Genomic DNA, 25,519 nt, shown 5'->3' on the forward strand with positions numbered 1-25,519 from the left:
TGATCTTCTCGTACGTCGTGATCGAACCCTCGACCCGGGCAATCATGGCGCTCCAGAAGCCTCCGTACGTCGGATCGTTCAAGAACGTGGGGAGGAAGCGCGGCGGGCGAGAGGTAGCTGGACATGTGATTCCCAAGATTCGGTGACGAGATGGGGATATCAGCAGTCTCAAGCCGGATTGTACCCATCATGGGGATACTCCTGATGGGGCATCGGGAGCTTCCCCGAAGCGCCATGCTGGTGATTCTGGCTATCGAAGGGATCAACTCCATGGGCGATCACGGAAAGCCGCCGGCGCCGAACCCGCCGCCTCAGCAGCCGTCGCCCCGCGACAGCGACAGCCAGCATCCGGATGTGTCGAAGCCCGGAGGCGGGACGCACCGGAAATGAGCCTCGATGACATGCGGGCCCAGGCCGCCGAGACCCTTGACGGCCTGGAGGGGTTCGCCGAGCCGTGGATGCGGGAGGTGTTTCTCAAAGTGCCGCGCCATGCCTTCGTCCCCGAAACGGTATGGGTCTGGCGAGACGACGCCTACCGCCCGCTGCGTGCCGCCGATGACCCCGGAGCGTGGGCTGCGCTGGTCCACGATCCGCTGGCGTCCGTCGTCACGCAGGTCGACGACGGGGCGGCCGAGGCCGAGGGCGCACTGCCGACCAGTTCCATCAGCGCTCCCGACGCCGTGTTCACCATGCTCGCCGCCGCGGATGTGCGGCCTGGCATGCGGGTGTTGGAGATCGGGACCGGCACCGGCTACAACGCCGCCCTGCTGTGCGAGCGCACCGGGGCGGCGCACGTGACGTCCTTAGAGGTGGACGCCGGGCTCGCCGAGGCGGCCACCTGGCGGCTGGCCGAGGCCGGGTATCACCCCCGCGTGGTGACCGCGGACGGGGAAGGCGGCTGGCCGCCCGGGGCCCCGTACGACCGGGTGCTGTGCACGGCCTCGCTCCAGCGTGTCCCCTTCGCCTGGGTGGAGCAGACCCGCCCCGGGGGGCTCATCGTCACGCCGTGGAAGACGACGCTCCAGCCGCATGGGATGGTGCGCCTGCGCGTCGCGGACGACGGCACCTCGGCGTGTGGCCACTTCGGTCGGCCGATGTCGTTCATGGATCTGCGCGGCCAGCGCCGGCCGGAGTCGCCGCTCGGTGCGGTGTACTCCGCCGCGTCCTGGGAGGAGAGCCGCGACAGCCGGACCGACCTCGATCTGTCCTTCCTGGACACGGACTTCCACGCCCGCTTCGCCCTGGGGCTCCGGCTTCCCGGCGTGCACTGGGCCGACGACGGATGGCTCGCCACCACCGACTCCTGGGCGTACGTCCGGGACGGGCACGTCCAGCAGTGGGGCCCGCGTGACCTGTTCGGCGAGCTGGAGAGGGCGTACGAGTGGTGGCGGGAGGCCGGTTCGCCGGAGCTGTACGACTTCGGCCTCACCGTCACCGCCGACCGCCAGACCCCCTGGCTCGGCAGCCCCGGCGCGGTCATTCCGTCGTTCGGCTGAGGAGCCAGGGGCGGCGGTTCGGCATCTTCGTCCTGCTTTCGTGAGACCGGCGAGGGGCGCCGGCGGTACCTTCACGATGTGCGGAGCGTGGTGCGTTGCGGCAGGCCGCACGCGTTGCAGGCGGCCGCAACGGGGGAGAGGCCATGACGTACGAGATGGTCGGCGGTGAGCTGGTGCCCGAGGAGCCGCGCATCGGGGATCTGAAGCCGATACCCGAGCATGTGAGGCCGGAGTGCCGGGAGCTGAGCCCTACGCTGGAAGGCCCGGCCCCGCGCGATGCGGGGGCCGGGCCTTCCGGAACGGAACGAACGGGGCCTCAGATGTCGAAGGCCTCGCTCACCAGCGCCTGCTGCTCCGTCTGGTGCCGCTTGTTCGACCCCACCGCGGGCGAGGACGAGTGCGGACGCGACACGCGGACCAGCCGCTCGGCCGCGGGGACGTCCTCGCCGACCGCCAGCTCGAGGTGGTCGATCAGGTTGAGGGCCATGAACGGCCAGCCGCCCTGGTTGGCCGGCTCCTCCTGCGCCCAGACGAACTTCTCCACGCCCGAGAACTTGGCGATCTCGGCCTGGACCTCGGCGCCCGGCAGCGGGTACAGCCGCTCCAGCCGGATGATGGCCGTGTCCGTCGCACCGCGCTTCTGACGCTCCGCGTCCAAGTCGTAGTAGACCTTGCCGGAGCAGAAGATCACCTTGCGGACGCCCGCCGGGTCCACCGACTCGTCGCCGATGACGGGGCGGAAGGCGCCGGTGGTGAACTCCTCGGTCTTCGAGGCCGCGGCCTTCAGGCGCAGCATCGACTTCGGGGTGAAGACGACCAGCGGCCGGTGGTGCGGGTTGTGGACCTGCCAGCGCAGCAGGTGGAAGTAGTTCGACGGCAGCGTCGGCATGGCGACCGTCATGTTGTTCTGCGCGCACAGCTGGAGGAAGCGCTCGATGCGGGCGGAGGAGTGGTCCGGGCCCTGGCCCTCGTAGCCGTGCGGCAGCAGCAGGGTGACGCCGGAGGTCTGGCCCCACTTCTGCTCGGCGGACGAGATGAACTCGTCGACGATGGTCTGCGCACCGTTGACGAAGTCACCGAACTGCGCCTCCCACAGGACCAGCGCCTCCGGGCGGGCCAGCGAGTAGCCGTACTCGAAGCCCATCGCCGCGTACTCGCTGAGCAGCGAGTCGTAGACGTTGTAGCGGGCCTGGTCGTCGGAGAGGTAGAGCAGCGGGGTGTAGTCGTCGCCGGTCTCGCGGTCGACGAGCACCGCGTGGCGCTGGCCGAAGGTGCCGCGGCGGGAGTCCTGGCCGGCGAGCCGGACCGGGGTGCCCTCCATGAGCAGCGAGCCGATGGCGAGGGTCTCGCCCATGCCCCAGTCGATCGTGTCGTCCTCGATCATCGCCGCGCGCCGCTGGAGCTGCGGGAGCAGCCGCGGGTGGACGGTGATCCGGTCGGGGGTGTTGACCTGGGACTCGGCGATCCGCTTGACGACCTCCTGGGAGACCGCCGTCTGCACCGTGACCGGGAACTCCGGCTGCGGCTCGGGGACCTCGGGCTGGGCCGGGGTCGAGATCGCGTCGCGGACCTCGGTGAAGACCTTCTCCAGCTGGCCCTGGAAGTCCTGGAGCGCCTGCTCGGCCTCTTCCAGGGTGATGTCGCCGCGCCCGATCAGCGACTCGGTGTAGAGCTTGCGCACCGAGCGCTTCTTGTCGATCAGGTCGTACATCAGCGGCTGGGTGAAACCGGGGTTGTCGGTCTCGTTGTGGCCGCGGCGGCGGTAGCAGATGAGGTCGATGACCACGTCCTTGTTGAACGCCTGGCGGAACTCGAAGGCCAGCCGGGCGACGCGGACGACGGCCTCGGGGTCGTCGCCGTTGACGTGGAAGATCGGCGCCTCGATCATGCGCGCCACGTCGGTGGCGTACATCGAGGAGCGGGACGCGGCCGGGGCGGCGGTGAAGCCGACCTGGTTGTTGATGACGATGTGCACGGTGCCGCCGGTGCGGTAGCCGCGCAGCTGCGACATGTTCAGCGTCTCGGCGACCACGCCCTGGCCGGCGAAGGCGGCGTCGCCGTGGAGCTGCACCGGCAGGACGGTGAAGTCCGTGCCCGCCTTGCCGATGATGTCCTGCTTGGCGCGCGCGACACCCTCGACGACCGGGTCCACCGCTTCCAGGTGGGAGGGGTTGGCGGTGAGCGAGACCTTGATCTGCTCACCGTCGAGGCCGGTGAAGACGCCCTCGGCGCCCAGGTGGTACTTGACGTCGCCGGAGCCGTGCATCGACTTCGGGTCGAGGTTGCCCTCGAACTCGCGGAAGATCTGCGCGTACGACTTGCCGACGATGTTGGCGAGGACGTTGAGCCGGCCGCGGTGGGCCATGCCGATGACGACCTCGTCCAGGCGCGACTCGGCGGCCGCGTCCAGCACGGCGTCCAGCAGCGGGATGCTGGACTCGCCGCCCTCCAGGGAGAACCGCTTCTGGCCGACGTACTTCGTCTGGAGGAAGGTCTCGAACGCCTCGGCCGCGTTGAGCCGGCGCAGGATGCGCAGCTGCTCCTCGCGCTCCGGCTTGTCGTGGCTGCGCTCGACGCGGTCCTGGATCCACTTGCGCTGCTTCGGGTCCTGGATGTGCATGAACTCGATGCCGGTGGTGCGGCAGTACGAGTCGCGCAGCACGCCCAGGATGTCGCGCAGCTTCATCATGGACTTGCCCGCGAAGCCGCCGACCGCGAACTCGCGCTCCAGGTCCCACAGGGTGAGCCCGTGCTCGATGATGTCGAGGTCGGGGTGCTTGCGCTGGCGGTACTCCAGCGGGTCGGTGTCGGCCATGACGTGGCCGCGGACCCGGTAGGCGTGGATCAGGTCGAAGACCCGGGCCGCCTTGGTGACGTCGTCGTCGTGGCTGACGTCGATGTCCTTGAGCCAGCGGACCGGCTCGTAGGGGATGCGCAGCGCCTTGAAGATCTCGTCGTAGAAGTCGTTCTCGCCGAGCAGCAGCTGGTTCATGACCCGCAGGAACTCGCCGGAGGCGGCGCCCTGGATCACCCGGTGGTCATAGGTGCTGGTCAGCGTCATGACCTTGGAGACGCCCAGCTTGTTCAGGGTGTCCTGGGAGGTGCCCTGGAACTCGGCCGGGTACTCCATCGCGCCGACGCCCACGATCAGGCCCTGGCCGGGCATCAGCCGCGGCACGGAGTGCACGGTGCCGATGCCGCCGGGGTTGGTGAGGGAGGCGGTGACGCCGGTGAAGTCCTCCATCGTCAGCTTGTTCGCGCGGGCGCGGCGGACGATGTCCTCGTAGGCCTGCCAGAACTCGAAGAAGTTCAGCGTCTCGGCCTTCTTGATCGCCGCGACGACGAGCTGGCGGTCGCCGTTGGGCTTGACCAGGTCGATGGCGAGGCCGAGGTTGACGTGCTCCGGCTTGACCAGGGTCGGCTTGCCGTCCTTCTCGGTGAACGAGTAGTTCATCGAGGGCATCGCCTTCAGCGCCTGCACCATGGCGTAGCCGATGAGGTGCGTGAAGGACACCTTGCCGCCGCGGGCGCGCTTGAGGTGGTTGTTGATCACGATGCGCTGGTCGAACAGCAGCTTCACCGGGACCGCGCGGACCGAGGTGGCCGTCGGCAGCTCCAGCGACGCGTTCATGTTCTTCGCGACGGCCGCGGAGGGGCCGCGCAGCGTGACCAGCTCGGGGCCGGCGGCCGGCTCGGCCTTCGCCGGCTTGGCGGCGGCCGTGGGCTCGGCGGGGGTCGGCTTGGCCGGCGCGGGCTTGGCCGGGGCCGGAGCCTGCGCCGCGGGAGCCGCAGGGGCCGCGGCGGGCTTCGCGGGCGCCGGTGCGGCGGCGGCCGGCTTGGCGTCCGCGGGCTTGGCGTCCGCCGGCTTGGCCGGGGCCGGGGCCTTCGCGGGCTGAGCGGCGGCGGGTGCCCCCGCGGCGGGAGCCGGGGCGGCGCCTCCGGTCGCTCCCTGCGGTGGCGCGGCCACCGCGGAGCCGGTGTCCTGGCCCGGCTTGTAGTCGGCGAAGAAGTCCCACCAGGCTCGGTCGACCGAGTTCGGATCCTGGAGGTACTGCTGGTAAATCTCGTCGACGAGCCACTCATTGGGTCCGAAGGCGGCGGCAGGGCTACTTCCCTGCCCGTCCTGCTCGTCGGTCGAGACGCTCGAGGTGTTGGGGGACTGTGGCGACACGGCGGTAACCGCCCTCTTCCGCTTCACAAGGTGGTGGACAGCGGGAATAAAGGCTACGCCTCTTGACCCCTTACGTGCAGGCCGCACTGGTCAACGTCGTCTATGTCACACTCATCGACGGGTTTCAGGGCATGACGTGGCGGGAAGCACACGTGGTTCCGCTGTGACCGTCCGGGATGTGGGAACGCAAAAGTGCACCCACACCGCTCAGATGTGCGCTTCCGTCACCGACTTTACGTCAATTTTGATCTCTGGACGTCCCCCGGAAGGGTGACTTTGATCCGGCAGCCCCGAGAGGATTCGGCCACCCCGATGCGTCCGCCGTGCAGATCGACGGCCCAGCGCGCGATGGCCAGGCCCAGGCCGGTGCCCCCGTCGCTGCCCTGACCGGGCCGCGGGCGGGCGCCGGGCGCCGGGCCTGCCGGGTTCGGGGAGAGGCTGCCCCGGTTGAAGCGCTCGAACACCCGGTGCCGCTCCGCCTCCGGGATGCCCGGGCCCTCGTCCTGCACCTCCAGCTCCAGGCTCCCCGGCCCCTCGCCGCGCCGCGCCCGCACACTGACCCGGCCGTGCGCCGGGCTGTGCTTCATCGCGTTGTCGATCAGGTTGGCCATGACCTGGTGCAGCCGCTCGGCGTCCGCGTACGCGGACAGCTCCGGCGGGGAGACGTCCAGGTCGAGATGGACGTCCTTACGGGTGTGCTTGCCCGAGCCCGCGTCCGCGCCCTTGGCCATGCTGGCCTCCTTGAGGATCCCGGCCAGATACGGCCAGACCTCGAAGGTGCGCGCGTGCAGCGGCACCACCCCGTTGTCCAGCCGCGACAGATCCAGCAGCTGCTCGACCAGCCGACCAAGACGCTCGGTCTGGCGCAGCGCGACCCGCATCGTCTCCGGATCCGCCTCCGAGACGCCGTCCACGACGTTCTCCAGCACCGCCCGCAGCGCCGCGATCGGCGTGCGCAGCTCGTGCGAGACGTTGGCGACCAGCTCCTTGCGGTGGGTGTCCACCGCCTCCAGATCGGCCGCCATCCGGTTGAACGAGCTGGCCAGGTCGCCGAACTCGTCCCGGCGCTGGGCGGCCCCCACCCGCTGGGTGTAGTCGCCGTGCGCCATCGCCTTGGTGACCAGGGTCATCTCGTCCAGCGGGGCGGTCAGCCCGTGCGCCACGAACTGGGTGATCAGCAGCGACGCGATGATCGAGAAGACCGTGATCACGCGCAGCTCGGTGTCCGAGTGCATCGCCGCGAACACCAGCAGGGTCGTGATGATGACCGACCCGATGACCAGCGCGCCCAGGGCCGCCTTGACCGAGCGGTACGGGTCGAACGGCCGCAGCGCCTCCCAGACCCGGGCCCACGTGGAGCGGATCCGCTCGCTCCGGGAGAGGCTCCGGACCCGCCGGAGGTGCCGGTCCAGATCCCAAGGGGTCCCGGGAGGCTTCCTCATGCCGCGGGCGTCTCCAGGGCGTAGCCGACGCCGTGCACCGTACGGATCCGTTCCGCGCCGATCTTCCGGCGCAGCGCCTTGATGTGGCTGTCCACGGTCCGGGTGCCGGAGGCGTCCGCCCAGTCCCACACCTCGGCCAGCAGCTGCTCCCGCGAGAGCACCGCGCGCGGGGTGTTCGCCAGGCAGACCAGCAGGTCGAACTCGGTCGGCGTCAGATGGACGTCCGAGCCGCGCACCCGCACCCGGCGCTGGGCGTGGTCGATCTCCAGCTCGCCCAGGCGCAGGATCCCGCTGCGCGGGGTGTTCGCGGCCAGCGCCGCCCGTTCGACCCGGCGCAGCAGCACATGCACCCGGGCCGCCACCTCGCGCATCGAGAACGGCTTGGTCATGTAGTCGTCGGCGCCGACGCCGAGCCCGACCAGCATGTCGGTCTCGTCGTCCCGCGCGGTCAGCATCAGGACCGGCACCGGCCGCCGCGCCTGCACCCGGCGGCAGACCTCCAGGCCGTCGAAACCCGGCAGCATCACGTCGAGGACCAGCAGATCCGGCTGCCACGCCTCGGCCGTGTCCACGGCCGCCGGGCCGTCCGAGGCCGTCTGCACCTGGAATCCTTCGGCGCGCAACCGGGCCGCGATGGCGTCCACTATGGTCGGGTCATCCTCGACGACGAGGATCCGGCGTTGCGCGCCCGGGGTGGTCGTGGCGCCCCCGTTGTGGCCGTTGTGCATCTGCTCCATACGCCCGCCCCTGCGTCGTTCCCATGAATCCGCGGCCGCCTACCGTCACACGTGTGGCGAAACCCACGCCTCGGTGCCTGGTCGTTTACCGGCCACTTTTCGTAGGCAAGCAAGCGTAAGGGCAGCCTACGCGGCTCGGCTACGCGCCTCGAATCCCGAGATGCACCACGTCGGGCACACCCCGGGCAACGGCGATCTCTTCCGTACGCACCGATGTGAACCCGGCATTCCGGAGAGCTCGCTCGAATGCGGGCGACGGCTGGGCCGACCACACGGCCAGCACTCCGCCGGGGGTGAGACGGCTCGCGCAGGCGGCGAGCCCGGCGGGGGAGTACAGCCCGTCGTTGTCCTCGGTGACGGTCCAGTCGGGGCCGTTGTCGATGTCCAGACACAGCGCGTCGTAGGGCTCCGCGCCCTCCGTACCGGCGCGGAGATGCGCGACCAGATCGGTGTGGACGATCTCCGTGCGCGGATCGGTCAGCGCCTCGCCGGACACCGCCGCCAGCGGTCCTTCGCGATGCCAGTCGATCACCGCCGCCTCCCGCTCGACCACCGCGATCCGCCCCCACCGGGGCTCGGACACCGCCTCGACCAGCGAAAATCCGACCCCGAGGCCGCCGATGAGCAGCGCGGGGGAGCGGCGTCCTGGCGGCAGCGCGTCGAGCGCCGCGCGGATCAGCAGGCGCTCGGAGCGGCCGTCGGAGGTGTCCATGAGGAAGCACCCGTTGGCAATGATCTCGAAGACGGTCCCTTCTCCGCGGCCGCCCTCACCGACCGCGCCCCCGCCGCTCGCGCCACCCCGGTTCCGGCGCCGCAGCACGACCTCGCCGTAGGGGCCCTGGCGGCGGTCGACCGTCACCGGCCGGTCATCGGCGATGTCGTACGGCGACTGCATGGGGGCGGGTCCTCCCGGGCTTCCTCGGTGAGCTGACGGCCTCATCCTCGCGCCGCGCCCCCCGCCGGTCCAACCGAAATATGTGGTGACCTTCACATCGCGCCACCGGTGAGATGACTCACGAGCCGATGATTGTTGAGGCGTCTGAGCGGAAACGCGCCGCACAGCGGCCGGGAACGGCCCGTGACCAGAGAGGGGCCCGCGGTGACGACATCGGTGGAACGGGCCGGAGCGCCCGCCGACGCGAAGCTTCCCCCACCCCACCCGGCCGCCCCGCCCAGCGGCCATCCCATTGCAACCCCGGTCGCCCCCGACGCCGGTACGCCCCGGATTCCGGCCTGCCGCCCCCATAACCCCGGGTGGTCCCGGCTCCGGGGCCTTCTGCCCACCCCCACCGGGACGCCGTTCGCGCTCTGCTACTCCCTGATCCTCCTCGGCACCGGCCTCTACGCCCACCTCGGCGACCCCCACACCGTCCACGCCCTGCTCACCGGCTCCAGCACCGACGTCTCCAACCTCTCCCAGCGGCCGCTGCTGACCCTGCTGGCCAGCGGGCTGTGGGTGGTGGGCGGCATCACCTCGCCGTATCTCGTCGTCTTCCTCCTCGTGCTCGGCGCGCTCGAACGACGCGTCGGCGGACTGCGCACCGCCGGGGTCTTCCTGCTCGGCCACGTCCTCGCGACGCTGCTCACCGAGATCCCGGTCGCCGCGTCCGTCGCCGTCGGCAACCTCCCCAACAGCTCCCTGCGCCGCCTCGACTACGGCGTCAGCTACGGCCTCCTCGCCTGCGCCGGCGCCCTCGCCGGGCTCCTGCCGCCCCGGCCCCGATGGGCCCTGACCGGCGGCATCGGCGCGGCGCTGGTCGCCGGAAGCCTGGTCCACTTCGACCCGCTCACCGACTGGGGCCACGCCCTCGCCCTGCTGATCGGCGTCGCCTGCTGGCCGTACGTCCGCGGGGTTGCTCAGCGGCGCGGTGCCGGGCCCTCCGGGCGGGCACCCCGTACCGAGTAGACGGCCGTGCCCAGGGCGAACGCCACGCCCGCCGCCCACCACGCCGCCCGCTCGGGGCCCGGCTGCACCGACCAGGCCCAGACCGCGCGCCGGCCACCCGGTTCGCCACCCGCGGTCAGATAGACCGCGCTGGTGTGCGCCAGCACCGGCAGCCAGCTCAGCCGGGCGCCGATCAGGGCGGCGGCGAGGGCCGCCACCCCCGTCGCGGCCATGGTGTTGCGGACCATCGCGGGCACCCCGAACTGCTCCGGATGGCCCCGCACCCCCGCCGCGAGCAGCGCCGCCGCCAGCGCCGTGAGCAGCAGCAGATGGCAGAGGCGACGGGCCCACCAGGGGCGTACGGCGGTGCGGTCCAGCTCCTCGGAGTGGGCGTACAGGCTCGCCCCGATCGCCGCCGAGGCGAAGAGCGGCGCGAGGACGACGACCGGCAGCCGCGCGCCCGCGCCGAACTCGGGCCGGGACATCAGCCAGTCGGCGCACCAGGCGGTCGCCGCGGCGGCCGCGACCAGGGAGGCGGCGGTCAGCGGCAGGGCCCGCGACCGTGCGTACAGCAGCGCGCTCATGGGGCCGTCACCCGCTGGAGGTGGCAGGAGTGGGCCGTGGCGAGGTAGCCGCCGAGCCAGCGGGTGCGTTCCCGTTCGGGCATGGTCCGCAGCCGGGTGAGGGTGCGGGTGTAGAGCGGTGGGGGCGGCGCGGCGAGTGGGTCGTCCCGCCCCGGAATCGGCGCCAGCCAGTCGATGACGGCCGAACTGATGTCGTCGGCCGGGGTGCGGGTGTCGGAAGTCGGGCAGAAGAAGGCGGGATCCGCCACGCCCGCAGCCGCGTTGAGCGCGAACAGCTCCGGCTGGGTGACCTGGTTGCGCCGGAAGTAGGTGTCCCAGCCGCTCACCGGTGCGTCGGTCCCGTGGGCCTCCGAGGACTCGCTCTCGACGACGCGGGCGGGGACGTTCGGTACGCCCCGCAGCTTCGAAAACAGCCCCGCCAGCGCCGCCGACGCACCGGGCAGCATCCGGGCGTGCACCCGCGACGCGCACACCTGGGGCGTTCCGTCGTCGCACACGAGCGCGGAGGCGGCCGGGTCGGGCCGCCACGGGCCCTCGTCACCCAGCTGCATCAGCAGCGCCGCCGCCGTGGCGGCCGCGGCGAGCGGCACGAGCGCGGTGACGCGGCGACGGGCGGCGTACGCCAGCAGGGCCGCCCCGGCCAGCCCGGCCGTCCACGCCATGGAGACCGGCGCGTACCACCACAGCGGGCGGCCCCAGGGGGAGGAGTAGTCGAGAGCGGGGGACAGCCAGGCGATGGCGGATTCGGAGTACCCGGGCAGACCCAGGGCGAGATACGTACCCACGGCCACCACGGGCGGGGCGAGCCGCCACGGGACGACGCGGCCCGCGAGGAAGCCGAGCACCCCGAGGGCCCCCAGCGCCGTCGCGTCGGCCGCGATCAGAGACACCCACGGACTGCCGTAACTCGCGTACCGCCACGTCGCGACCAGGCAGGCGGCGGCGGTGAGCAGATACCCGACGACCGGCCACAGGATGGTCGGCGCGGCGGCGAACACGGCCCTGCGCAGGGGCGTACGGGGCATGGTGGCGAGCAGATCCCGGGTGCCGCGCCGCCGCTCCCGCCCGCCCTGCCAGCATGCGGCGGCGGCCGTCAGCGGGCCGCCGACCAGCAGCCCGGCCGTCCGCAGGTGCTCGGCGGTGGAGACCCACTCGATGAGCCAGAGGTCCGCCTTGTCGGCCATGGCGAACAGCAGGGCCACCAGCACGGTGGCGCCCGCTACGGGCCCGAACCAGCGGGTGAGTTCGGCCCGCAGCGGACCACGGAAGGGGCGTGGCCGCCGCGCCGGGCCGTCCGCCCGAGCCTGTGGGTCCGCCGACCCCTGTACGGCGGACACCTCCTGTTGCTCCCGGACGGTCATCGGGACACCGCCGTCTCCGGGCCGGCCACCGTGCCGTCCCCGGCGCGGTGGCGCCGCAGGACCGTGGCGTAGCCGCGTTCGATGGAGTTGTCGCCGATGTCCGCCGCCTCCGCCGCCTCGCCCAACTCCGCCAGGGAGGACGGGGTGCCCCGGTAGGCCACCCGGCCGGACTCCATCAGCGTCACCTCCGTACACGCCGCGGCGACGTCCTCCACCAGATGTGTGGAGACGATCACCGTGGAGGTGGTGCCCAGCTCCCGCAACAGGGCCCGGAAGTCCACCCGCTGCTCGGGGTCGAGCCCGGCCGTGGGCTCGTCGAGCAGCAGCACGTCCGGTTCGTTGACGATGGCCTGGGCGATGCCGACGCGCCGCACCATGCCGCCGGACAGGCGGCGCACCTTGGTGTCGATGCGGTCGGCGAGCCCGACCCGGGCGACGGCCCGCTCGACCGCGGCCGCGGCGGCCGCGCCGGACATCTCCTTGAGCCAGGCCACGTACCCGACGAACTCGCGCACCGTGAAGCCCGGGTAGTGGCCGAACTCCTGTGGCAGATAGCCGAGCCGACGCCGCACGGCGGTGCGGCCCGCGTGCCCGGACACATCGTGGCCGAGCAGCTCCACCCGGCCCGCGGTGGGTGCGGCGACGGTCGCCAGGACGCGGATCAGGGAGGTCTTGCCCGCGCCGTTGGGTCCGAGCAGGCCGTGCACTCCGGTGCCGAAGCCGAGGTCGACGGCGTCGAGGGCGGTGGTCCGGCGGTGCCGGACCGTCAGCCCGCCGACCGACACGGTGGTCGTCATATGCGCTCCAGATGGTCGAAGGAGGTACGGCGCAGCACCAGCAGCCCGGCGCACCCGGCCGCGGCGGCGGCCCAGCCGCCCTGTGCGGCGGGGCCGGACAGGACGGTGGCCAGGGAGTCGGCCAGCGCGCCGGTGGTCAGGACGCCCGGCGGCCCGCCGGGCGCCGCGGCCGCCGGTGCGCCGACGGCGAGCAGCCAGCCGATGGAGACCGCGCCGGTGGCGGCGCGGCAGCCGACGTACGAGCCGAGGGCGAGCGCGGCGAGCGTCAGCGCGAGGCCCGGCAGCAGCCAGGCCGCGGCCCCCGGAGCCCCGGCGGTTGCGGGCAGCAGCAGCCCGGCGAGGGTGAGCAGCGGTACGGAGACGCTGAGCACCGCGGCCGTACGGGTCAGCAGCAGCCGCAGCCCGCCGGACGGTGTGGAGGCGGCGATTTCGTGCATCGGGTCGGCGTGCCGCCCGTACGACACGGCGACGCCGAGAGACGGCAGGACGGGAGCGAGCAGCAGCAGGAATGGCCGCACCCCGCCGATCCCGGCGGCCCGGGCGGCACACACCGCCCCGACGGCCACGACCAGCAGCGAGATCAGCCAGGGCCCCCACAGAGCGGGCCCCGCGGCCCAAGCGAGCCGCCCCCGGAGGCCGCCCCGGCGCCCCACGGCGTGCCGGGCCGCGACGGCCCCCCGTGCGCCGTCGCTGCGCCCTGCGGCCACGGGCGGTGTGCCGGGGCTGCTGGCTGCCGTCGGCGTGCCAGGACCGGCGGTCGGCCCAGCCGCCGCGGCCGCTGGGCCGGTGGGCCGGGTGCTGGGCGCCGCCGTGGCCGCCGGTGTTCCGTCGCTGCGTCCGGGACCGTTGCCATCCGCGGCGGCACCCCCGCGAGCCGGGCCGCCGGGGCCGTCGGACCCGGCCCACCGCGCCGACCGGCCGCGCCGGAGGGGCCGCGCGGGCGCCTGGCCGGGAGTTGCGGCGTCCGGCGCCGTCACGGTGGCCAGCAAGGACGCCCGTACCGTGGCCAGCGCGGGGGCCGCCGCGCCCGACCTGGCGGCGGCCGAGACGCGGGCGGCGCAGGGCGTACACGCCTCCAGGTGCTTCTCGACCGACCAGGCGTCGAGTCCCGGCAGCGAACCGTCGGCGTACGACGCCGCCTGGGCGGCGGTCACATGCCAGGCAAGGGTCATGGGGTGCCTCCCAGCGGGTGCGGCGCGGGCAGCGGGGACAGCTGGGCCAGCACCGAGCGCAGTTCGCGGCGGGCGCGCCGGGCCCGCGACTTGACGGTGCCCTCGGGGATGCCGAGGAGCTGCGCGGCCTCGCGCGTGGTGAGCCCGTCCACCACCGTGGCGCGCAGGACGGCGCGCAGTTCGGGGGAGAGCCGGTCCAGGGCGGCGCCGACGGTGCCGTACTCCAGCGCGTCGAGCACCCGGTCCTCCGCCGAGGGCGTGGTCGCACGTGCCGCGGCGGGGTCGTGGCGGGCGTGCGCGGACTGCGCCTCGGCGGTGCGGACGGCGGTGCGCCGGGCGTCGACGAGGCGGCGGGCCGCGATGGTCCACAGCCAGCCGCCCGCCTCGCCGCCGTCGTGCGAGGCGGCGGACCGCCAGACGGTGACGAAGGTGTCCTGGAGGACTTCCTGCACGGTCTCGGGGTCGGCGCAGCGCCGGGTGAGCCGGGCGTGCAGCCAGCCGCCGTGCCGGTCGTACAGCGTGGCGAGCGCGTCGGCGTCGCCCCGCGCGACCGCGCGCAGGAGTTCCGCGTCGCTCGGGTGGGCCCCCAGGGGGCGTAACGGTCTCACGCTCCCTCTATCGCTCGGGAGCCCTTCCGCGGTTCACGGCAGGCGGCCCCCGTGATCGCTCACAGCGAACACGCGGTCGGGAACACCTGGGGCCTCCTGTGCATTGAGTCTGCATAGCTCAACTTGCCTGCCGAAGGGGAGATCATGGCTTCGCTGTCCGCACCGCTCACCCTGCCCGTTCTGCCTCTCGATGACGAGGTCGTGCTGCCCGGCATGGTGGTGCCGCTGGACCTTTCCGATACCGATGTACGCGCCGCGGTGGAGGCCGCGCAGGCCGCCGCGCGGTCCGACGGCGGGAAACCACGGGTGCTGCTGGTGCCGCGTGTCGACGGGACGTACGCGGGCATCGGCACGCTCGGCACCGTCGAACAGGTGGGCCGGCTGTCCGGTGGTGATCCCGGGGCGCTCATTCGCGGGGTGCGGCGCGTGCGGGTCGGGGCCGGGACGACCGGGCCCGGGGCCGCGCTGTGGATCGAGGGCACCACGGTCGAGGAGATCGTTCCGGATCCGCTGCCCGGTGCCGTCACCGAGCTGATGAAGGAGTACAAGGCGCTGGCCACCAGCTGGCTGCGCAAGCGCGGCGCCTGGCAGGTCGTGGACCGGGTGCAGCAGATCGACGACGTCTCGCAGCTCGCGGACAACTCCGGATACTCGCCCTTCCTCAGCGTCGCCCAGCGCGTGGAGCTCCTGGAGACCGCCGACCCGGTGGCCCGGCTCAAGCTGGCCGTGACCTGGCTGAGCGACCACATGGCCGAGCAGGACGTGGCCGAGTCGATCGCCAAGGACGTCCAGGAGGGCGTCGACAAGCAGCAGCGCGAGTTCCTGCTGCGGCGGCAGATGGAGGCCGTGCGCAAGGAGCTGGCCGAGCTGAACGGCGATCCCGAGGACGAGTCGGACGACTACCGGGCCCGGGTCGAGGCCGCCGGGCTGCCCGAGAAGGTGCGCGAGGCGGCGCTGAAGGAGGTCGACAAGCTGGAGCGGTCCAGCGACCAGAGCCCCGAAGGCAGCTGGATCCGCACCTGGCTGGACACCGTCCTGGAGCTGCCGTGGAACGAGCGCACCGAGGACGCGTACGACATCCAGGGCGCCAAGGCGGTGCTCGACGCCGACCACGCGGGCCTGGAGGACGTGAAGGAGCGGATCACCGAGTACCTGGCGGTGCGCAAGCGCCGCTCCGACCGCGGCCTCGGAGTCGTGGGCGGCCGGCGCGGCGGGGCCGTGCTGGCGCTCGTCGGCCCGCCCGGCGTCGGGAAGACCAGCCTCGGCGAGAGCGTGGCCCGCGCGATGGGGCGGAAGTTCGTCCGGGTCGCGCTCGGCGGCGTCCGCGACGAGGCGGAGATCCGCGGCCACCGGCGTACGTACGTGGGCGCGCTGCCCGGCCGGGTCGTACGGGCCATCAAGGAGGCGGGCTCGATGAACCCGGTGGTCCTCCTGGACGAGGTCGACAAGGTCGGCTCCGACTTCCGCGGCGACCCGGCCGCGGCCCTGCTGGAGGTCCTGGACCCGGCGCAGAACCACACCTTCCGCGACCACTACCTGGAGGTCGAACTCGACCTGTCCGACGTGGTCTTCCTGGCCACGGCCAACGTCCTGGAGGCCATCCCGGAGGCGTTGCTGGACCGCATGGAGCTGGTGCGCCTGGACGGATACACCGAGGACGAGAAGGTCACCATCGCCCGTGACCACCTGCTGCCCCGGCAGCTGGAGCGCGCCGGTCTGGAGCCGGGCGAGGTCGAGGTGGCGGACGAGGCGCTGCGCAAGCTCGCGGGGGAGTACACCCGGGAGGCGGGCGTACGGACCCTGGAGCGTTCCATCGCGCGGCTGCTGCGCAAGGTGGCGGCCCAGCACGAGCTGGGCGAGCGTGAACTGCCCGTGCGCCTGGGGGTGGAGGAGCTGCGTCCGCTGATCGGGCGGCCGCACCACACCCCGGAGTCCGCGCAGGACCCGGCCGAGCGCCGCACCTCCGTGCCGGGCGTCGCGACCGGGCTCGCGGTGACGGGCGCGGGCGGCGACGTGCTGTACGTGGAGGCGTCGCTCGCGGACGCCGAGACGGGCGGCGCGGGGCTGACCCTGACCGGCCAGCTGGGTGACGTCATGAAGGAGTCCGCCCAGATCGCCCTGTCGTTCCTGCGCTCCCACGGCGCGGAGCTGGAGCTTCCGGTCGGTGACCTGAAGGAACGCGGCATCCACCTCCACGTCCCGGCGGGCGCGGTGCCCAAGGACGGTCCGAGCGCGGGCATCACCATGACCACCGCACTGGCCTCGCTGCTGTCGGGCCGCCAGGTGCGGCCGGACGTGGCGATGACGGGCGAGGTCTCGCTGACCGGGCGGGTGCTGCCGATCGGCGGCGTCAAGCAGAAGCTGCTGGCGGCGCACCGGGCCGGGGTGACCACCGTGATCATCCCCAAGCGGAACGAGCCGGATCTGGACGACGTGCCCGCCGAGGTCCTGGAGAAGCTCGACGTCCACCCGGTCTCGGACGTCCGCCAGGTCCTGGAGCTGGCCCTTCAGCCCGCCTCGGCGAACACCGAGGAGATTCCCGTGGCGGCGTGACGGACGCCATGGGGTAGGCAGACAGGTCTGTCTGGTAGCTTTGACGGCAACCAGACGGACCTGTCTGTTCGTATCGCGCTCCCGTGGAGGAAAGCCGTGCGCACTCTCGTCGTCCTCGCCCACCCCGACCTCGCCGCCTCGCGCGTCAACGCCGCCCTCGCCGAGACCGCCCGCCCGGTGGACGGCGTCACGCTGCACGACCTGTACGCCGCCTATCCGGACCTGCGGATCGACGTCGAGCGGGAGCAGCGGCTGCTGCTGGAGCACGACCGGATCGTGCTCCAGTTCCCCTTCTACTGGTACTCGGCGCCGCCGCTGCTGAAGAAGTGGCTGGACGAGGTGTTCCTGCGCGGCTTCGCGTACGGCTCGCAGGGCACCGCGCTGCGCGGCAAGGCGCTGCTCGTCGCGACCACGGCGGGCGCCACGGAGGAGATGTACCGCCCCGAGGGGGTCAAGCGCTTCCCGGTCGTCGACCTGCTCAAGCCCTTCGACGCCACCGCGAACATCACCGGCATGCACTACGAGGAGCCGTTCGTCGTCCACGGCACGCATGGGCTGGACGACGCGGCGCTCGCCGCGTACCAGGAGCGCTACCGCGCGCTGCTGGCGTCCGGGGCGCCGCGCGAGAAGGACCTCGCCGCCGCGTGACGTTCGACGGAAAGGGCCCGGCCGCACACTGCGGCCGGGCCCTTTCCGTACCCGAGGGCCGCACCCGAGGGCCTACACCCGCGCCGGGCACGCCTCCGCGATCAGCGCCCGCGCCGCCTCCCGCGCCGCTTCCGCGAACTCCGGCCGGGGCTCCAGCGCCGCCGCGGCCATCGCGCCGTCGACGAGGAGGGAGATCCCGAGGGCGAGCCGCGCGGGGTCGGCGGCACCGGCCGCCCGGGCCAGCTCGGTCAGCCAGGCCCGTACGGCCCGCTTGTGCTCGGCCGTCGCGGTGTGCGTGGCGCTGCCCGGTTCCGTCTCTCCCGCGGTCCTGATGAACGCGCAGCCGCGGAAGCCGTCCCGCAGGGTCGCCGCGCCCAGCGCGTCGAAGAGGCCGGTGAGCTGGTCGCGCGGATCGGGCCCGGCCGCCTCGGCGGCCTCGGTCAGCGCACCGCGCCAGTGGATGTCCGACTCCCGCAGATAGGCCAGGACGAGATCGTCCTTGCAGCGGAAGTGGGAGTACAGCGTCGCCTTGGCCACGCCCGACTCGGCGATGATCCGGTCCACTCCGACGCCGCGCACGCCGTGGGCGTTGAACAGCCCGGTCGCGGTGGACAGGATCCGCTCGCGGGCGGGGAGCCGGGCGCTGCTCATGGTGACGCTCCTCGGGTGGGGCAAGGGGTGGCCGGAGGATACGGCCGATGCCCTCCAGCGTACAGACAGACCTGTCCGTGCACTGGAGGGCGAGGAACGCCGGGGGCGGGTGGCGCGGCTCAGCCGTTGGCGAGCGCCTTCAGCCGGTCGATCGCGCCGTTGAACAGGTTGTGGTCGCCGACCGTCGGGCCGGAGGAGGTGTACTGCCAGATGGTGTGGAAGTCCCAGCCCGCCGGCAGCTCGCCGACGGAGGAGCCGTAGCGCGGGATCCACAGCGGGTTGATGCTGCCGAAGGCGCTGGAGTTGCCGGTGCAGCTCTTCCACCAGCTGGTGGAGGTATAGATCACCGGGTCGCGGCCGGTGCGCGACTTGTAGGTGCTGGTGAAGTCCTTGATCCAGCTGACCATCCCGCTGGCGCTCTTGCCGTAACAGGTGGCGCCGTAGGGGTTGTACTCCATGTCCAGGGCGCCCGGCAGCGTCTTGCCGTCCTTGCTCCAGCCGCCGCCGTGGTCGACGAAGTAGTTGGCCTGGGCCGCGCCGGAGGAGTTGTCCGGCAGCGCGAAGTGGTACGAGCCCCGGATCATGCCGACGTCGTACGAGCCGTCGTACTGCTGGGCGAAGTACGGATTGGTGTAGCTGGTGCCCTCGGTCGCCTTGACATAGGCGAACTTGACCCCGCTCGACCAGAGGGTCGACCAGGCGACGTTGCCCTGGTGGCTGCTGACGTCCACACCTTCGACGGTGGCGAGCACGTTGGACGGCTGTTCACCGGTCGTCGAGCCGCCCTCGTGCTTGAGGATCTGCGAACCCGCCCAGTCGTCCTCGGGGTGGGGGATGGTCTTCGTGGCGCCGTCCGCGGCCACGCCCGCGCCCGGGTCGTCGTCGGCGGACGCGGGGCCGGACAGGGCGAAGGACGCGGAGAGGAGAGCGGAGAGGAGGGCGGCGAGCAGGCCGATCAGCGCGCTGGGGGAGCGCCGGATCGAGCCGGGTCTGTGCACAGGCATGGCGTGCCTCCGAAGCCTCGGTGGGGGAACGGGAAGACAATGCGGTTGGGATGGCCATGTCATAAATGACGCTACGGGCGTAGATAGCAACGGGGAAGAGTCGGGGCGGGCTGCCGTTGGTCTAATCCTGCGAAATACTGATGGAGCTGCGGTAACAGCCGCGCGTGCAAGAAAGTTTCACGATGTGAAAACCCGGAGAGGGCTCTGACGTGCACAACAACGGGGCAACGCCCCCCGAGGAGGGCGAGGGTGGCATCGCGGGCGGAATTGGTGTGGACCATGCGTTCCTGGCGCTGGAGCGCGAATTGGCGGTCTTCCTGCGCCGCGCCCGCGCTTCCTCGGGCGAATTGGCCCGCGAGGTCCACCCCGACCTGGAGGCCGCCGCGTACGGGCTGCTGATGCGTCTGGAGGACGCGGGGGAGCAGCGTGCGACGGACCTCGCGGCCTACATCGGCGTGGGCAAGGCGACGATGAGCCGTCAGTTGCGCGCGCTGGAAGGGCTCGGGCTGGTGACCCGGGCGCCCGACCCGGCGGACGGCCGGGCCTTCCTGGTGCAGCTGACGGACGAGGGCCGGGCCCGCTTCCGGCGGGTCCGGGGCGCCCGGCGCGCGCGGTACGCCTGCCGGCTCGCCGCCTGGGAGCGCAGCGAGGTCGCCGAACTCGCGCGGCTGCTGCACCAGTTGAACAGCACGCAGGAAGCCGACGAGCCCGGGCAGGCGGCCCGCCCGGAGCGGGACCAGTAGGGCGCTCATGTACGTCAGGATCCGCGAGCCGCGCAGATCCGGCGACGTGGGTGTGGCGACTGCGGTACCCGATTACCGAAGACGGCGGCATCCGGCGCCCGCCGAGAGCCCGGCGAGGGCGGCTGCCACGAGCGCGGCCGCGCGGGCCGGCACGGACGGGCGTCACGGCCCGGCGTGGGCGGCCGCCAGGGGAGAGGCCGCTCAGGTCGCAAACAAGGGTCGTGAACCGGGGCCGCGGACAGGGGCCCGCGAGTGAGGCTGTCCGCAGTCCGACCGGTCGGCGGGCCGTCGCGCGAGCGCGGGCCGCTACGGCTCGACGAGGACGGCTGCCGCGTCGTCGTGGGCCTTGCCCCGCCGGAAGGCCGTCCGGTCGGGGTCGGCCAGCTCCGCCGCCCGCACCCGGTCGATCAGCGCCTGCGGTCCCTCCTTGCGCAGCAGCCCGAGGCAGGCGGCCCAGTCGCCCTCGCGGAACACCTCGACCCAGCGCGACGCCCCGTCGGTGAGGGCCGCGAGCGCCCGTACCTCCGTACGCGGCAGGCTGCCGGTGACCGCCTTGGCGGTGACCGCCGGGTCGGCCGCCGCGGTGAAGAAGCCGCCCTCGACGTTGCGCAGCGGGGCGACCCGCCGCCCCTCGGCGCGCAGCCGGTCGATGCGGTCGTCCAGCACCGCCGTCACCGCGCCCCCGGTCCGCTCGATGAGCAGGACGGAGTCGGACAGCACCAGATACTCGACCCGGTCCGCGTCCCAGCGCGCCACGACCACGGTCGCCTGGGGGGTGAGGGGGTGAGAAAGGTCACAAGTTGAACGATGTGCCTCGGCGGTGCGCGCGATCGCGTAGGCCAGGCAGTCGGCCGGGGACGTATCCGGCCGCGAACCGGCCAGTTCGAGCAGCGCGCCACCCAGCCGGGCGGTGTACCAGGGCACGCCGTGGGCGCATCCGGCGTCGCCGTCGGGCGGCGGCGTCACCCCGTCCAGCACCACGAGCGCGCCGCCGTGTCCCGACGCGGGCAGGGCCACGGACGCGTAGTCCTCGTTGGGGCGCCGCGGATCGCCGGGGGCGGTCGCGAGTTCGATGCGCATGCCGTCAGTCTGCCGGACGGCCACCGGCCGCTCCCGTCCTGGGGCGCGGCCGTGCGGAGCGGGCGCGGAAGGTGGGCAGGGGGATGGGCATCCTGCCAGGACGGGCAAGCCTTTTCCACCCCGGGGAAATCGGCCGCCGGGTATGGTCCGTGACGAAAGTTGGTGCTCAACTACGCAATGCGGTTCACTCGTTCGGGTGGGCCGATGGGGTGATGCGTACCCGCTCCGGAGCCGTCCCTGCAAGGGTCGGAATCCCCACCGGGGGTGGGGAAAGGCAATGTCGATCCGTCGTCACCTCTGGAACCACAGCGGTCTGGAACCACAGCGGTCGGGCGAGAAAAGATGGTGAGCACCGGTGCGGAAGAAGCGGCTTCGGGGCACCAAGCGCGAGCACATCAGTGAGCCCCGCGATCAGCACGAGCAGGCCCCGGCCCCACAGCCGCCGCGGGGGCGCACCGCGCGGGTGCGCAACCGGCTGACCGCGTCCGTCGCCCTCGTCTCCGTCGCCGTCCTCGCCGCCGGCGCCCCCGCCGTGCTCAGCGCCCTCGACGACGCCACCGAGGCGCAGAAGCTGGTCGACCTCGCCGAGGCCAACCGCGGCACGGTGGCCCTCGCGCACTCCCTCGCCGACGAACGCGACGCCATGACCGCGTTCGTCGCCGCGGGCCGCACCACCACGGCCGGGGGCGGTGTCTCCGAGGAGCAGCGCGCCCGCGTCGACCGGCAGGTCGCGGAGGTGCGCGGCCAGGTCCCGGTCGCCCTCGCCGCGTTATTGGGCACCCTTCCCGAGATCCGTCAGCAGGCACTGACCGGCAAGGGCTCCTCGCTCGATGTCTTCGACGCGTACACCGAGGCCGTCCAGGCGCTGAACCGGGTCGCCGACACCCTCGCCCGCAAGCTCCCGGCCGACGCCGACACCGGCCCGGCCCCCGCGCTCGCCCCGCTCGGCCGCGCAGTGGAGGAGGCGTCCGCCACCCGCGGGCTGCTGCTCGCCGCGTTCGCCGACCGCGACGGCCGGTCCCGGCTGGCCGCGGCCGCCCAGCGCACCCAGGTGCGCGAGCAGTCCGCGCTCGCCGACTTCCACCAGCTCGCTCCGGCCTCCGCGCGCGACGCCTACGACCGCACGGTCAACGGCACCGAGGTCACCACCGCCGAGCGCTACCTCGCCCGGCTCACCGATCAGCCCCGGCTCTCCGGCCAGGAGCTGTCCGTCGGCACGAGCCGCCTCGAAGCGGCCCTGACCGCCCGCATCGACCGGATGCGCGGGGCCGAGTCCGCGCTCGCCTCCGCCGAGATCACCCGCCTCGGGCAGCTGCGCGACGACGACGTCAGCGCCCTTGAGGTGAGCATCGCCCTGGCCGGTGCCTGTCTGCTGCTCGCCCTCGGCACCAGCATCCACAGCGCCCGCTCGATGACCCGTCCGCTGGCGGCGCTGCGGCTCGGCGCCCGCCGGGTCGCCGCCGACCCGGCCGCCGAGGAGCCGATCGCCTTCAAGGGCCGCAACGACGAGTTCGCCGACGCCGTACGGGCCGTCAACGCACTCCACCAGGCCGCGCTGCGCCAGAGCGAGAGCCTGACCCGGCTCGACGGTGAACGCGTTCGGCTGGCCGATGAGCGGCGGCAACTGGCCGACGAGGCGGCCGAGCTGCGCGCCGAACGGGACGCGGTCGCCACCCGGCTGGAGGGGCTGCGCGCCCGGGTCCACAGCAGCTTCGTCAACCTGGCGCTGCGCAGCCTCGGGCTGATCGAGCGCCAGCTGGCGATCATCGAGTCCATGGAGGAGCAGGAGCAGGACCCGGACCGGCTCGAAACGCTCTTCCAGCTCGACCACCTCGCCACCGGCATGCGTCGCTACGGCGAGAACCTGCTGATCGTCGCGGGCTCCGAGCACCAGGCGAACCATCCAGGGCCGGTGCCGCTGCTGGACGTGCTGCGCGCCTCGATCAGCGAGGTCGAGCGGTACGACCGGGTGCACATCCAGTCGCTGCCGCCGCACGCCCAGGTCGCCGGGTTCGCGGCCGACAGCATCAGCCATCTGATCGCCGAACTGCTGGAGAACGCCACGGCGTTCTCGCCGCCGGATGTCGCGGTACAGGTGTCCGGCTGGCTGCTGGAGAGCGGCGAGGTCATGCTCTCCGTCCAGGACGAGGGCATCGGCATGACGCCCGAGCGCCTCGCGGAGCTGAACGAACGGCTCGCCGACCCGGTCCCCGAGTACTGCCAGGGCCCGCAGCCGGACGATCCGCTGGGGCTCGGCCTGTACGTGGTGACCCGGCTCGCCGCACGGCACGGCGTACGGGTGTCGCTGCGCGAGCAGCAGCCGGGCGGGGTGGCCGCCGTCGTGGTGCTGCCCACCCGGATCCTCCCGACGGGCCCGCCCGGCGCCGGACTCCCGCCCGCCCCGCCGGCGGCCGCGGGCGGCACCGGCCTGGCTGCCTTCCCGGGCGCCGCGGCCGAGGCCAACGGCAACGCCCTCCCGTCCCACGACCGCCCGGGGGCCCGGGCCGCCGCCGGTGCCGCCGAGACGGAGGGCCGGGGCGGTCCGGATGCGCCGGGCGTGCCGGGCCGACGCCGTCCGGCGGCCGCCGCGGCGGACTTCGGCGATGCGGACCGTACGGAGCCCGGGCCCGGCGAGCCCTCCGCCGAGGGCGCGGACGCGCTCGATGACGTGGCGACCCGGCCCCTCGGCGGCAATCCGGGGCCGGGGGCTGCGGATTCCGGCGGTGCGGGGTGGGAGTCGGCCACGTCCAGGGCGGACGAGCCGGGCGACGCCGGGGTGCCCGGCGACGCGGCCGCGCCGCCGCTCGGCGGCGGTTACGGCGTACCGGGCCAGCGCCGTCCGGAGCCCATGGACGGCGGATTGGCCCCCGAGGCGTCGTCCGCCACGGACGCGGACGCGCCGCCGTGGGGCGCGACCGGGGGCGCGTGGGCGCCCACCGCGCCGGTGGCCGGAGCCGAGGAGCCGGACCCGGCACCCGACGCACCCGCCGCGCGGGACGCGGGCCCCGAGGCGGTGTCGTGGGCGGCCCCCGGCGAGGCGTGGGCGGGCGGCGCGGACGAGGATCCGTACGTCATCGAGCCGACCCCGCCGCGCGGGCATCCGGCCCCCGGCACGGGGGAGGAGCTGCCGGTCCTGCCGAAGCGCACCCCGAAGACTCCCCGGGCCGACGACGAGACCGACGAGCCCGCCCCGCCCGTCGCCGAGCGCACGATGGAACTGACCGTGCCCGGCGCCGAGCAGCCGTTCGACAGCCGCGCCGTCCGGCCCGCCGGGGCGGACGCCTGGGGCCCGGCGGGTCCCGCGGAGCAGCCGGAGCGGTCGGCGGAAGAGCCCGGCAACCCGTACGCGATCGGCCCGGACCAGCACTCCCACGCCCCGGAGCCGACCGGCGAAGTGCCCCGCACCGGCAGGGGACTTCCCAAGCGGACACCGCGGAACGTGGCCCGCCGCGACCCCGACCCGCAGGAGCGCACGGGGTCGGTGAACGCGGAGGAATTGCGGCGTAGGCTGGGCGGGTTTCAGCGCGGTGCGCGGGACGGCCACCGGGACGCGGAGGCCGAGATCGCCGCACGCGGCGCGGCCGGACAGCAGGGCACGGAACAGCAGGGCACGGCAGAACAGCAGGGCACGGCCGGGCCGTGGGGCACGGCGCAAACGGGGGCGCAGGACGGGGGCGGCACGGTTGAGGAGGCACGCGGGTGAATGCGCCCAGTAGTACCTACGGGTTGAGTTCCCAGGCCCGTAATCTGCACTGGCTGCTGTCGAGCCTGGTCGAGGAGGTGCCGGGCGTCCGCTCGGTGGCCGTCGTCTCGTCCGACGGGCTGATGCTGCTGTCCTCCGACGCGCGGCACACCGCCGCCCCCGCGGGCCCGACGGTCCAGGACGGCCCGAAGGGCTCCACCGCGGACCTCGCGACGATCGTGTCGGGGCTGGGCAGTCTGACGCTCGGCGCGGCGAAGCTGATGGACGGTGGCGGCGTCAAGCAGACGGTCGTGGCGATGGACGAGGGCAGTCTCTTCGTCATGTCGATCAGCGACGGTTCGCTGCTGGGCGTGCACGCCACCCCGGACTGCGACATGTCCGTCGTCGCGTACCACATGGCGCTGTTCGTGGGCCGGGCCGGCCATGTGCTCACCCCCGAGCTGCGTTCCGAACTACGGAGGTCGCTGGAGTCGGCGCAGTGACGGCAGGGTCCGGCCGGGCCGCTCGCAGGCCGGCCCGGGTGCGCCCGTATTCGCTCACCGGCGGCCGCACCCGCTCGGGGCACGTGCTGTTGGTGGAGACGTTCGTGGCATCGCTGGAGCCCGCTGACGGGCCGGTGGACGGGCCGCTGGATCCGTTACCGAACGCCGCCCCGGGGGCGCGGATGCCCCCGGAGATACGGGCCATCATCGAGCTGTGCCGCAGGATGCGCTCGGTCGCGGAGGTCTCCGCGATGCTCAAGATTCCGCTGGGCGTGGTGCGCGTCCTGCTCAGCGACCTCGCCGACCAGGGAAAGATCCGTGTGTACGGCACCGGGCGGGGCCCCGGACAGCCGGATCGCGCGTTGCTCGAAAGGGTGCTCGTTGGACTTCGCAGACTCTGAG

Annotated in this window: 21 protein-coding genes; 9 read left to right on the plus strand and 12 right to left on the minus strand. The window is 73.2% G+C overall.

The annotated features are described in order from the left end of the window. The first annotated feature begins 189 nt into the window (after positions 1-189). Complete coding sequence (locus tag ACH4SI_RS10300; RefSeq protein WP_398294761.1) at positions 190-390, plus strand: hypothetical protein; 201 nt, start codon at positions 190-192, stop codon at positions 388-390. After that, on the plus strand, positions 387-1,496 hold the full coding sequence (locus ACH4SI_RS10305) for a methyltransferase domain-containing protein (protein ID WP_398294763.1): 1,110 nt from the start codon (positions 387-389) through the stop codon (positions 1,494-1,496). The genes ACH4SI_RS10300 and ACH4SI_RS10305 overlap by 4 nt, the downstream gene beginning before the upstream one ends. 316 nt (positions 1,497-1,812) lie before the next feature. On the opposite strand, the gene ACH4SI_RS10310 is transcribed toward ACH4SI_RS10305, so the two are convergent. The 4 genes from ACH4SI_RS10310 to ACH4SI_RS10325 form a co-directional block, all read right to left on the minus strand. Continuing rightward, positions 1,813-5,667 carry a multifunctional oxoglutarate decarboxylase/oxoglutarate dehydrogenase thiamine pyrophosphate-binding subunit/dihydrolipoyllysine-residue succinyltransferase subunit gene (locus ACH4SI_RS10310; RefSeq protein WP_398294765.1) on the minus strand — a complete coding sequence of 1,285 codons (3,855 nt, stop codon included), beginning with the start codon at positions 5,665-5,667 and terminating at the stop codon, positions 1,813-1,815. A 233-nt stretch (positions 5,668-5,900) separates the two neighbouring features. Next, positions 5,901-7,109, minus strand: coding sequence for a sensor histidine kinase (locus ACH4SI_RS10315; RefSeq protein ID WP_398294767.1), 1,209 nt, complete (start codon positions 7,107-7,109; stop codon positions 5,901-5,903). Next, positions 7,106-7,846, minus strand: a complete 741-nt coding sequence (locus ACH4SI_RS10320; RefSeq protein ID WP_055547848.1) for a response regulator transcription factor — start codon at positions 7,844-7,846, stop codon at positions 7,106-7,108. Before ACH4SI_RS10320 ends, ACH4SI_RS10315 begins: the two co-directional genes overlap by 4 nt. A 139-nt stretch (positions 7,847-7,985) precedes the next feature. Beyond that, positions 7,986-8,741: a spermidine synthase gene (locus tag ACH4SI_RS10325; protein ID WP_398294769.1), complete on the minus strand. Its 756-nt coding sequence runs from the start codon at positions 8,739-8,741 to the stop codon at positions 7,986-7,988. A gap of 183 nt (positions 8,742-8,924) precedes the next feature. On the opposite strand from ACH4SI_RS10325, the gene ACH4SI_RS10330 reads away from it, so the two are divergent. After that, entirely contained in the window at positions 8,925-9,752 is an 828-nt protein-coding gene (locus ACH4SI_RS10330) for a rhomboid-like protein (RefSeq protein WP_398294771.1), read from the plus strand. Here the strand turns inward: ACH4SI_RS10330 and ACH4SI_RS10335 are convergent. Genes ACH4SI_RS10335 through ACH4SI_RS10355 form a run of 5 tightly spaced genes read right to left on the minus strand, consistent with a single transcriptional unit; the run spans position 9,704 to position 14,253 of the window. Further along, the gene (locus tag ACH4SI_RS10335; protein ID WP_398294773.1) at positions 9,704-10,315 is read right to left on the minus strand and encodes a hypothetical protein; all 612 of its coding nucleotides are present in this window, start codon (positions 10,313-10,315) and stop codon (positions 9,704-9,706) included. The genes ACH4SI_RS10330 and ACH4SI_RS10335 overlap by 49 nt on opposite strands. Continuing rightward, the gene (locus tag ACH4SI_RS10340) at positions 10,312-11,676 is read right to left on the minus strand and encodes a hypothetical protein (protein ID WP_398294775.1); all 1,365 of its coding nucleotides are present in this window, start codon (positions 11,674-11,676) and stop codon (positions 10,312-10,314) included. Before ACH4SI_RS10340 ends, ACH4SI_RS10335 begins: the two co-directional genes overlap by 4 nt. Next, complete coding sequence (locus ACH4SI_RS10345; protein ID WP_398294777.1) at positions 11,673-12,473, minus strand: ATP-binding cassette domain-containing protein; 801 nt, start codon at positions 12,471-12,473, stop codon at positions 11,673-11,675. The genes ACH4SI_RS10340 and ACH4SI_RS10345 overlap by 4 nt, the downstream gene beginning before the upstream one ends. Further along, positions 12,470-13,645, minus strand: a complete 1,176-nt coding sequence (locus tag ACH4SI_RS10350) for a zf-HC2 domain-containing protein (RefSeq protein ID WP_398294779.1) — start codon at positions 13,643-13,645, stop codon at positions 12,470-12,472. The genes ACH4SI_RS10345 and ACH4SI_RS10350 overlap by 4 nt, the downstream gene beginning before the upstream one ends. Next, positions 13,642-14,253, minus strand: a complete 612-nt coding sequence (locus ACH4SI_RS10355) for an RNA polymerase sigma factor (RefSeq protein WP_398294782.1) — start codon at positions 14,251-14,253, stop codon at positions 13,642-13,644. The genes ACH4SI_RS10350 and ACH4SI_RS10355 overlap by 4 nt, the downstream gene beginning before the upstream one ends. A gap of 144 nt (positions 14,254-14,397) precedes the next feature. Between ACH4SI_RS10355 and lon the strand changes: the two genes are divergently transcribed. Beyond that, the gene (gene lon, locus ACH4SI_RS10360) at positions 14,398-16,806 is read left to right on the plus strand and encodes an endopeptidase La (RefSeq protein WP_398294784.1); all 2,409 of its coding nucleotides are present in this window, start codon (positions 14,398-14,400) and stop codon (positions 16,804-16,806) included. Between the two features lie 96 nt (positions 16,807-16,902). After that, positions 16,903-17,454: an NAD(P)H-dependent oxidoreductase gene (locus tag ACH4SI_RS10365; RefSeq protein WP_398294786.1), complete on the plus strand. Its 552-nt coding sequence runs from the start codon at positions 16,903-16,905 to the stop codon at positions 17,452-17,454. A 72-nt stretch (positions 17,455-17,526) separates the two neighbouring features. On the opposite strand, the gene ACH4SI_RS10370 is transcribed toward ACH4SI_RS10365, so the two are convergent. Next, on the minus strand, positions 17,527-18,105 hold the full coding sequence (locus ACH4SI_RS10370; RefSeq protein ID WP_398294789.1) for a TetR/AcrR family transcriptional regulator: 579 nt from the start codon (positions 18,103-18,105) through the stop codon (positions 17,527-17,529). A 119-nt stretch (positions 18,106-18,224) separates the two neighbouring features. Next, on the minus strand, positions 18,225-19,109 hold the full coding sequence (locus tag ACH4SI_RS10375; protein WP_398294791.1) for a lysozyme: 885 nt from the start codon (positions 19,107-19,109) through the stop codon (positions 18,225-18,227). A gap of 209 nt (positions 19,110-19,318) precedes the next feature. Between ACH4SI_RS10375 and ACH4SI_RS10380 the strand changes: the two genes are divergently transcribed. Next, positions 19,319-19,852, plus strand: coding sequence for a MarR family winged helix-turn-helix transcriptional regulator (locus ACH4SI_RS10380; protein ID WP_398294793.1), 534 nt, complete (start codon positions 19,319-19,321; stop codon positions 19,850-19,852). 306 nt (positions 19,853-20,158) lie between these two features. On the opposite strand, the gene ACH4SI_RS10385 is transcribed toward ACH4SI_RS10380, so the two are convergent. Then, positions 20,159-20,932 (minus strand): protein phosphatase 2C domain-containing protein, encoded by a 774-nt coding sequence (locus tag ACH4SI_RS10385; protein ID WP_398294795.1) that lies wholly within the window; start codon positions 20,930-20,932, stop codon positions 20,159-20,161. 355 nt (positions 20,933-21,287) lie between these two features. On the opposite strand from ACH4SI_RS10385, the gene ACH4SI_RS10390 reads away from it, so the two are divergent. From ACH4SI_RS10390 to ACH4SI_RS10400, 3 genes are read left to right on the plus strand one after another with little or no spacing between them, the layout of a single operon-like run. Beyond that, positions 21,288-24,635, plus strand: coding sequence for a nitrate- and nitrite sensing domain-containing protein (locus ACH4SI_RS10390; protein WP_398294797.1), 3,348 nt, complete (start codon positions 21,288-21,290; stop codon positions 24,633-24,635). Further along, a complete protein-coding gene (locus ACH4SI_RS10395) occupies positions 24,632-25,117 on the plus strand; it encodes a roadblock/LC7 domain-containing protein (RefSeq protein ID WP_398294799.1) in 486 nt (161 codons plus the stop codon). Before ACH4SI_RS10390 ends, ACH4SI_RS10395 begins: the two co-directional genes overlap by 4 nt. Further along, on the plus strand, positions 25,114-25,518 hold the full coding sequence (locus ACH4SI_RS10400; RefSeq protein WP_398294801.1) for a DUF742 domain-containing protein: 405 nt from the start codon (positions 25,114-25,116) through the stop codon (positions 25,516-25,518). Before ACH4SI_RS10395 ends, ACH4SI_RS10400 begins: the two co-directional genes overlap by 4 nt. Position 25,519 lies beyond the last annotated feature (1 nt).

Origin of the sequence: Streptomyces sp. NPDC021212 (assembly GCF_044332925.1) — a bacterium.
In the GTDB taxonomy this organism is placed as follows: Bacteria; Actinomycetota; Actinomycetes; order Streptomycetales; family Streptomycetaceae; genus Streptomyces.

Bases quoted from the DNA above. Each gene is read 5' to 3' on its own strand.
- ACH4SI_RS10300 (WP_398294761.1), top strand. From the start codon at position 190: ATGGGGATACTCCTGATGGGGCATCGGGAGCTTCCCCGAAGCGCCATG.
- ACH4SI_RS10305 (WP_398294763.1), top strand. From the start codon at position 387: ATGAGCCTCGATGACATGCGGGCCCAGGCCGCCGAGACCCTTGACGGC.
- ACH4SI_RS10315 (WP_398294767.1), bottom strand. From the start codon at position 7,109: ATGAGGAAGCCTCCCGGGACCCCTTGGGATCTGGACCGGCACCTCCGG.
- ACH4SI_RS10320 (WP_055547848.1), bottom strand. From the start codon at position 7,846: ATGGAGCAGATGCACAACGGCCACAACGGGGGCGCCACGACCACCCCG.
- ACH4SI_RS10325 (WP_398294769.1), bottom strand. From the start codon at position 8,741: ATGCAGTCGCCGTACGACATCGCCGATGACCGGCCGGTGACGGTCGAC.
- ACH4SI_RS10335 (WP_398294773.1), bottom strand. From the start codon at position 10,315: ATGAGCGCGCTGCTGTACGCACGGTCGCGGGCCCTGCCGCTGACCGCC.
- ACH4SI_RS10340 (WP_398294775.1), bottom strand. From the start codon at position 11,676: ATGACCGTCCGGGAGCAACAGGAGGTGTCCGCCGTACAGGGGTCGGCG.
- ACH4SI_RS10345 (WP_398294777.1), bottom strand. From the start codon at position 12,473: ATGACGACCACCGTGTCGGTCGGCGGGCTGACGGTCCGGCACCGCCGG.
- ACH4SI_RS10350 (WP_398294779.1), bottom strand. From the start codon at position 13,645: ATGACCCTTGCCTGGCATGTGACCGCCGCCCAGGCGGCGTCGTACGCC.
- lon (WP_398294784.1), top strand. From the start codon at position 14,398: ATGGCTTCGCTGTCCGCACCGCTCACCCTGCCCGTTCTGCCTCTCGAT.
- ACH4SI_RS10370 (WP_398294789.1), bottom strand. From the start codon at position 18,105: ATGAGCAGCGCCCGGCTCCCCGCCCGCGAGCGGATCCTGTCCACCGCG.
- ACH4SI_RS10375 (WP_398294791.1), bottom strand. From the start codon at position 19,109: ATGCCTGTGCACAGACCCGGCTCGATCCGGCGCTCCCCCAGCGCGCTG.
- ACH4SI_RS10385 (WP_398294795.1), bottom strand. From the start codon at position 20,932: ATGCGCATCGAACTCGCGACCGCCCCCGGCGATCCGCGGCGCCCCAAC.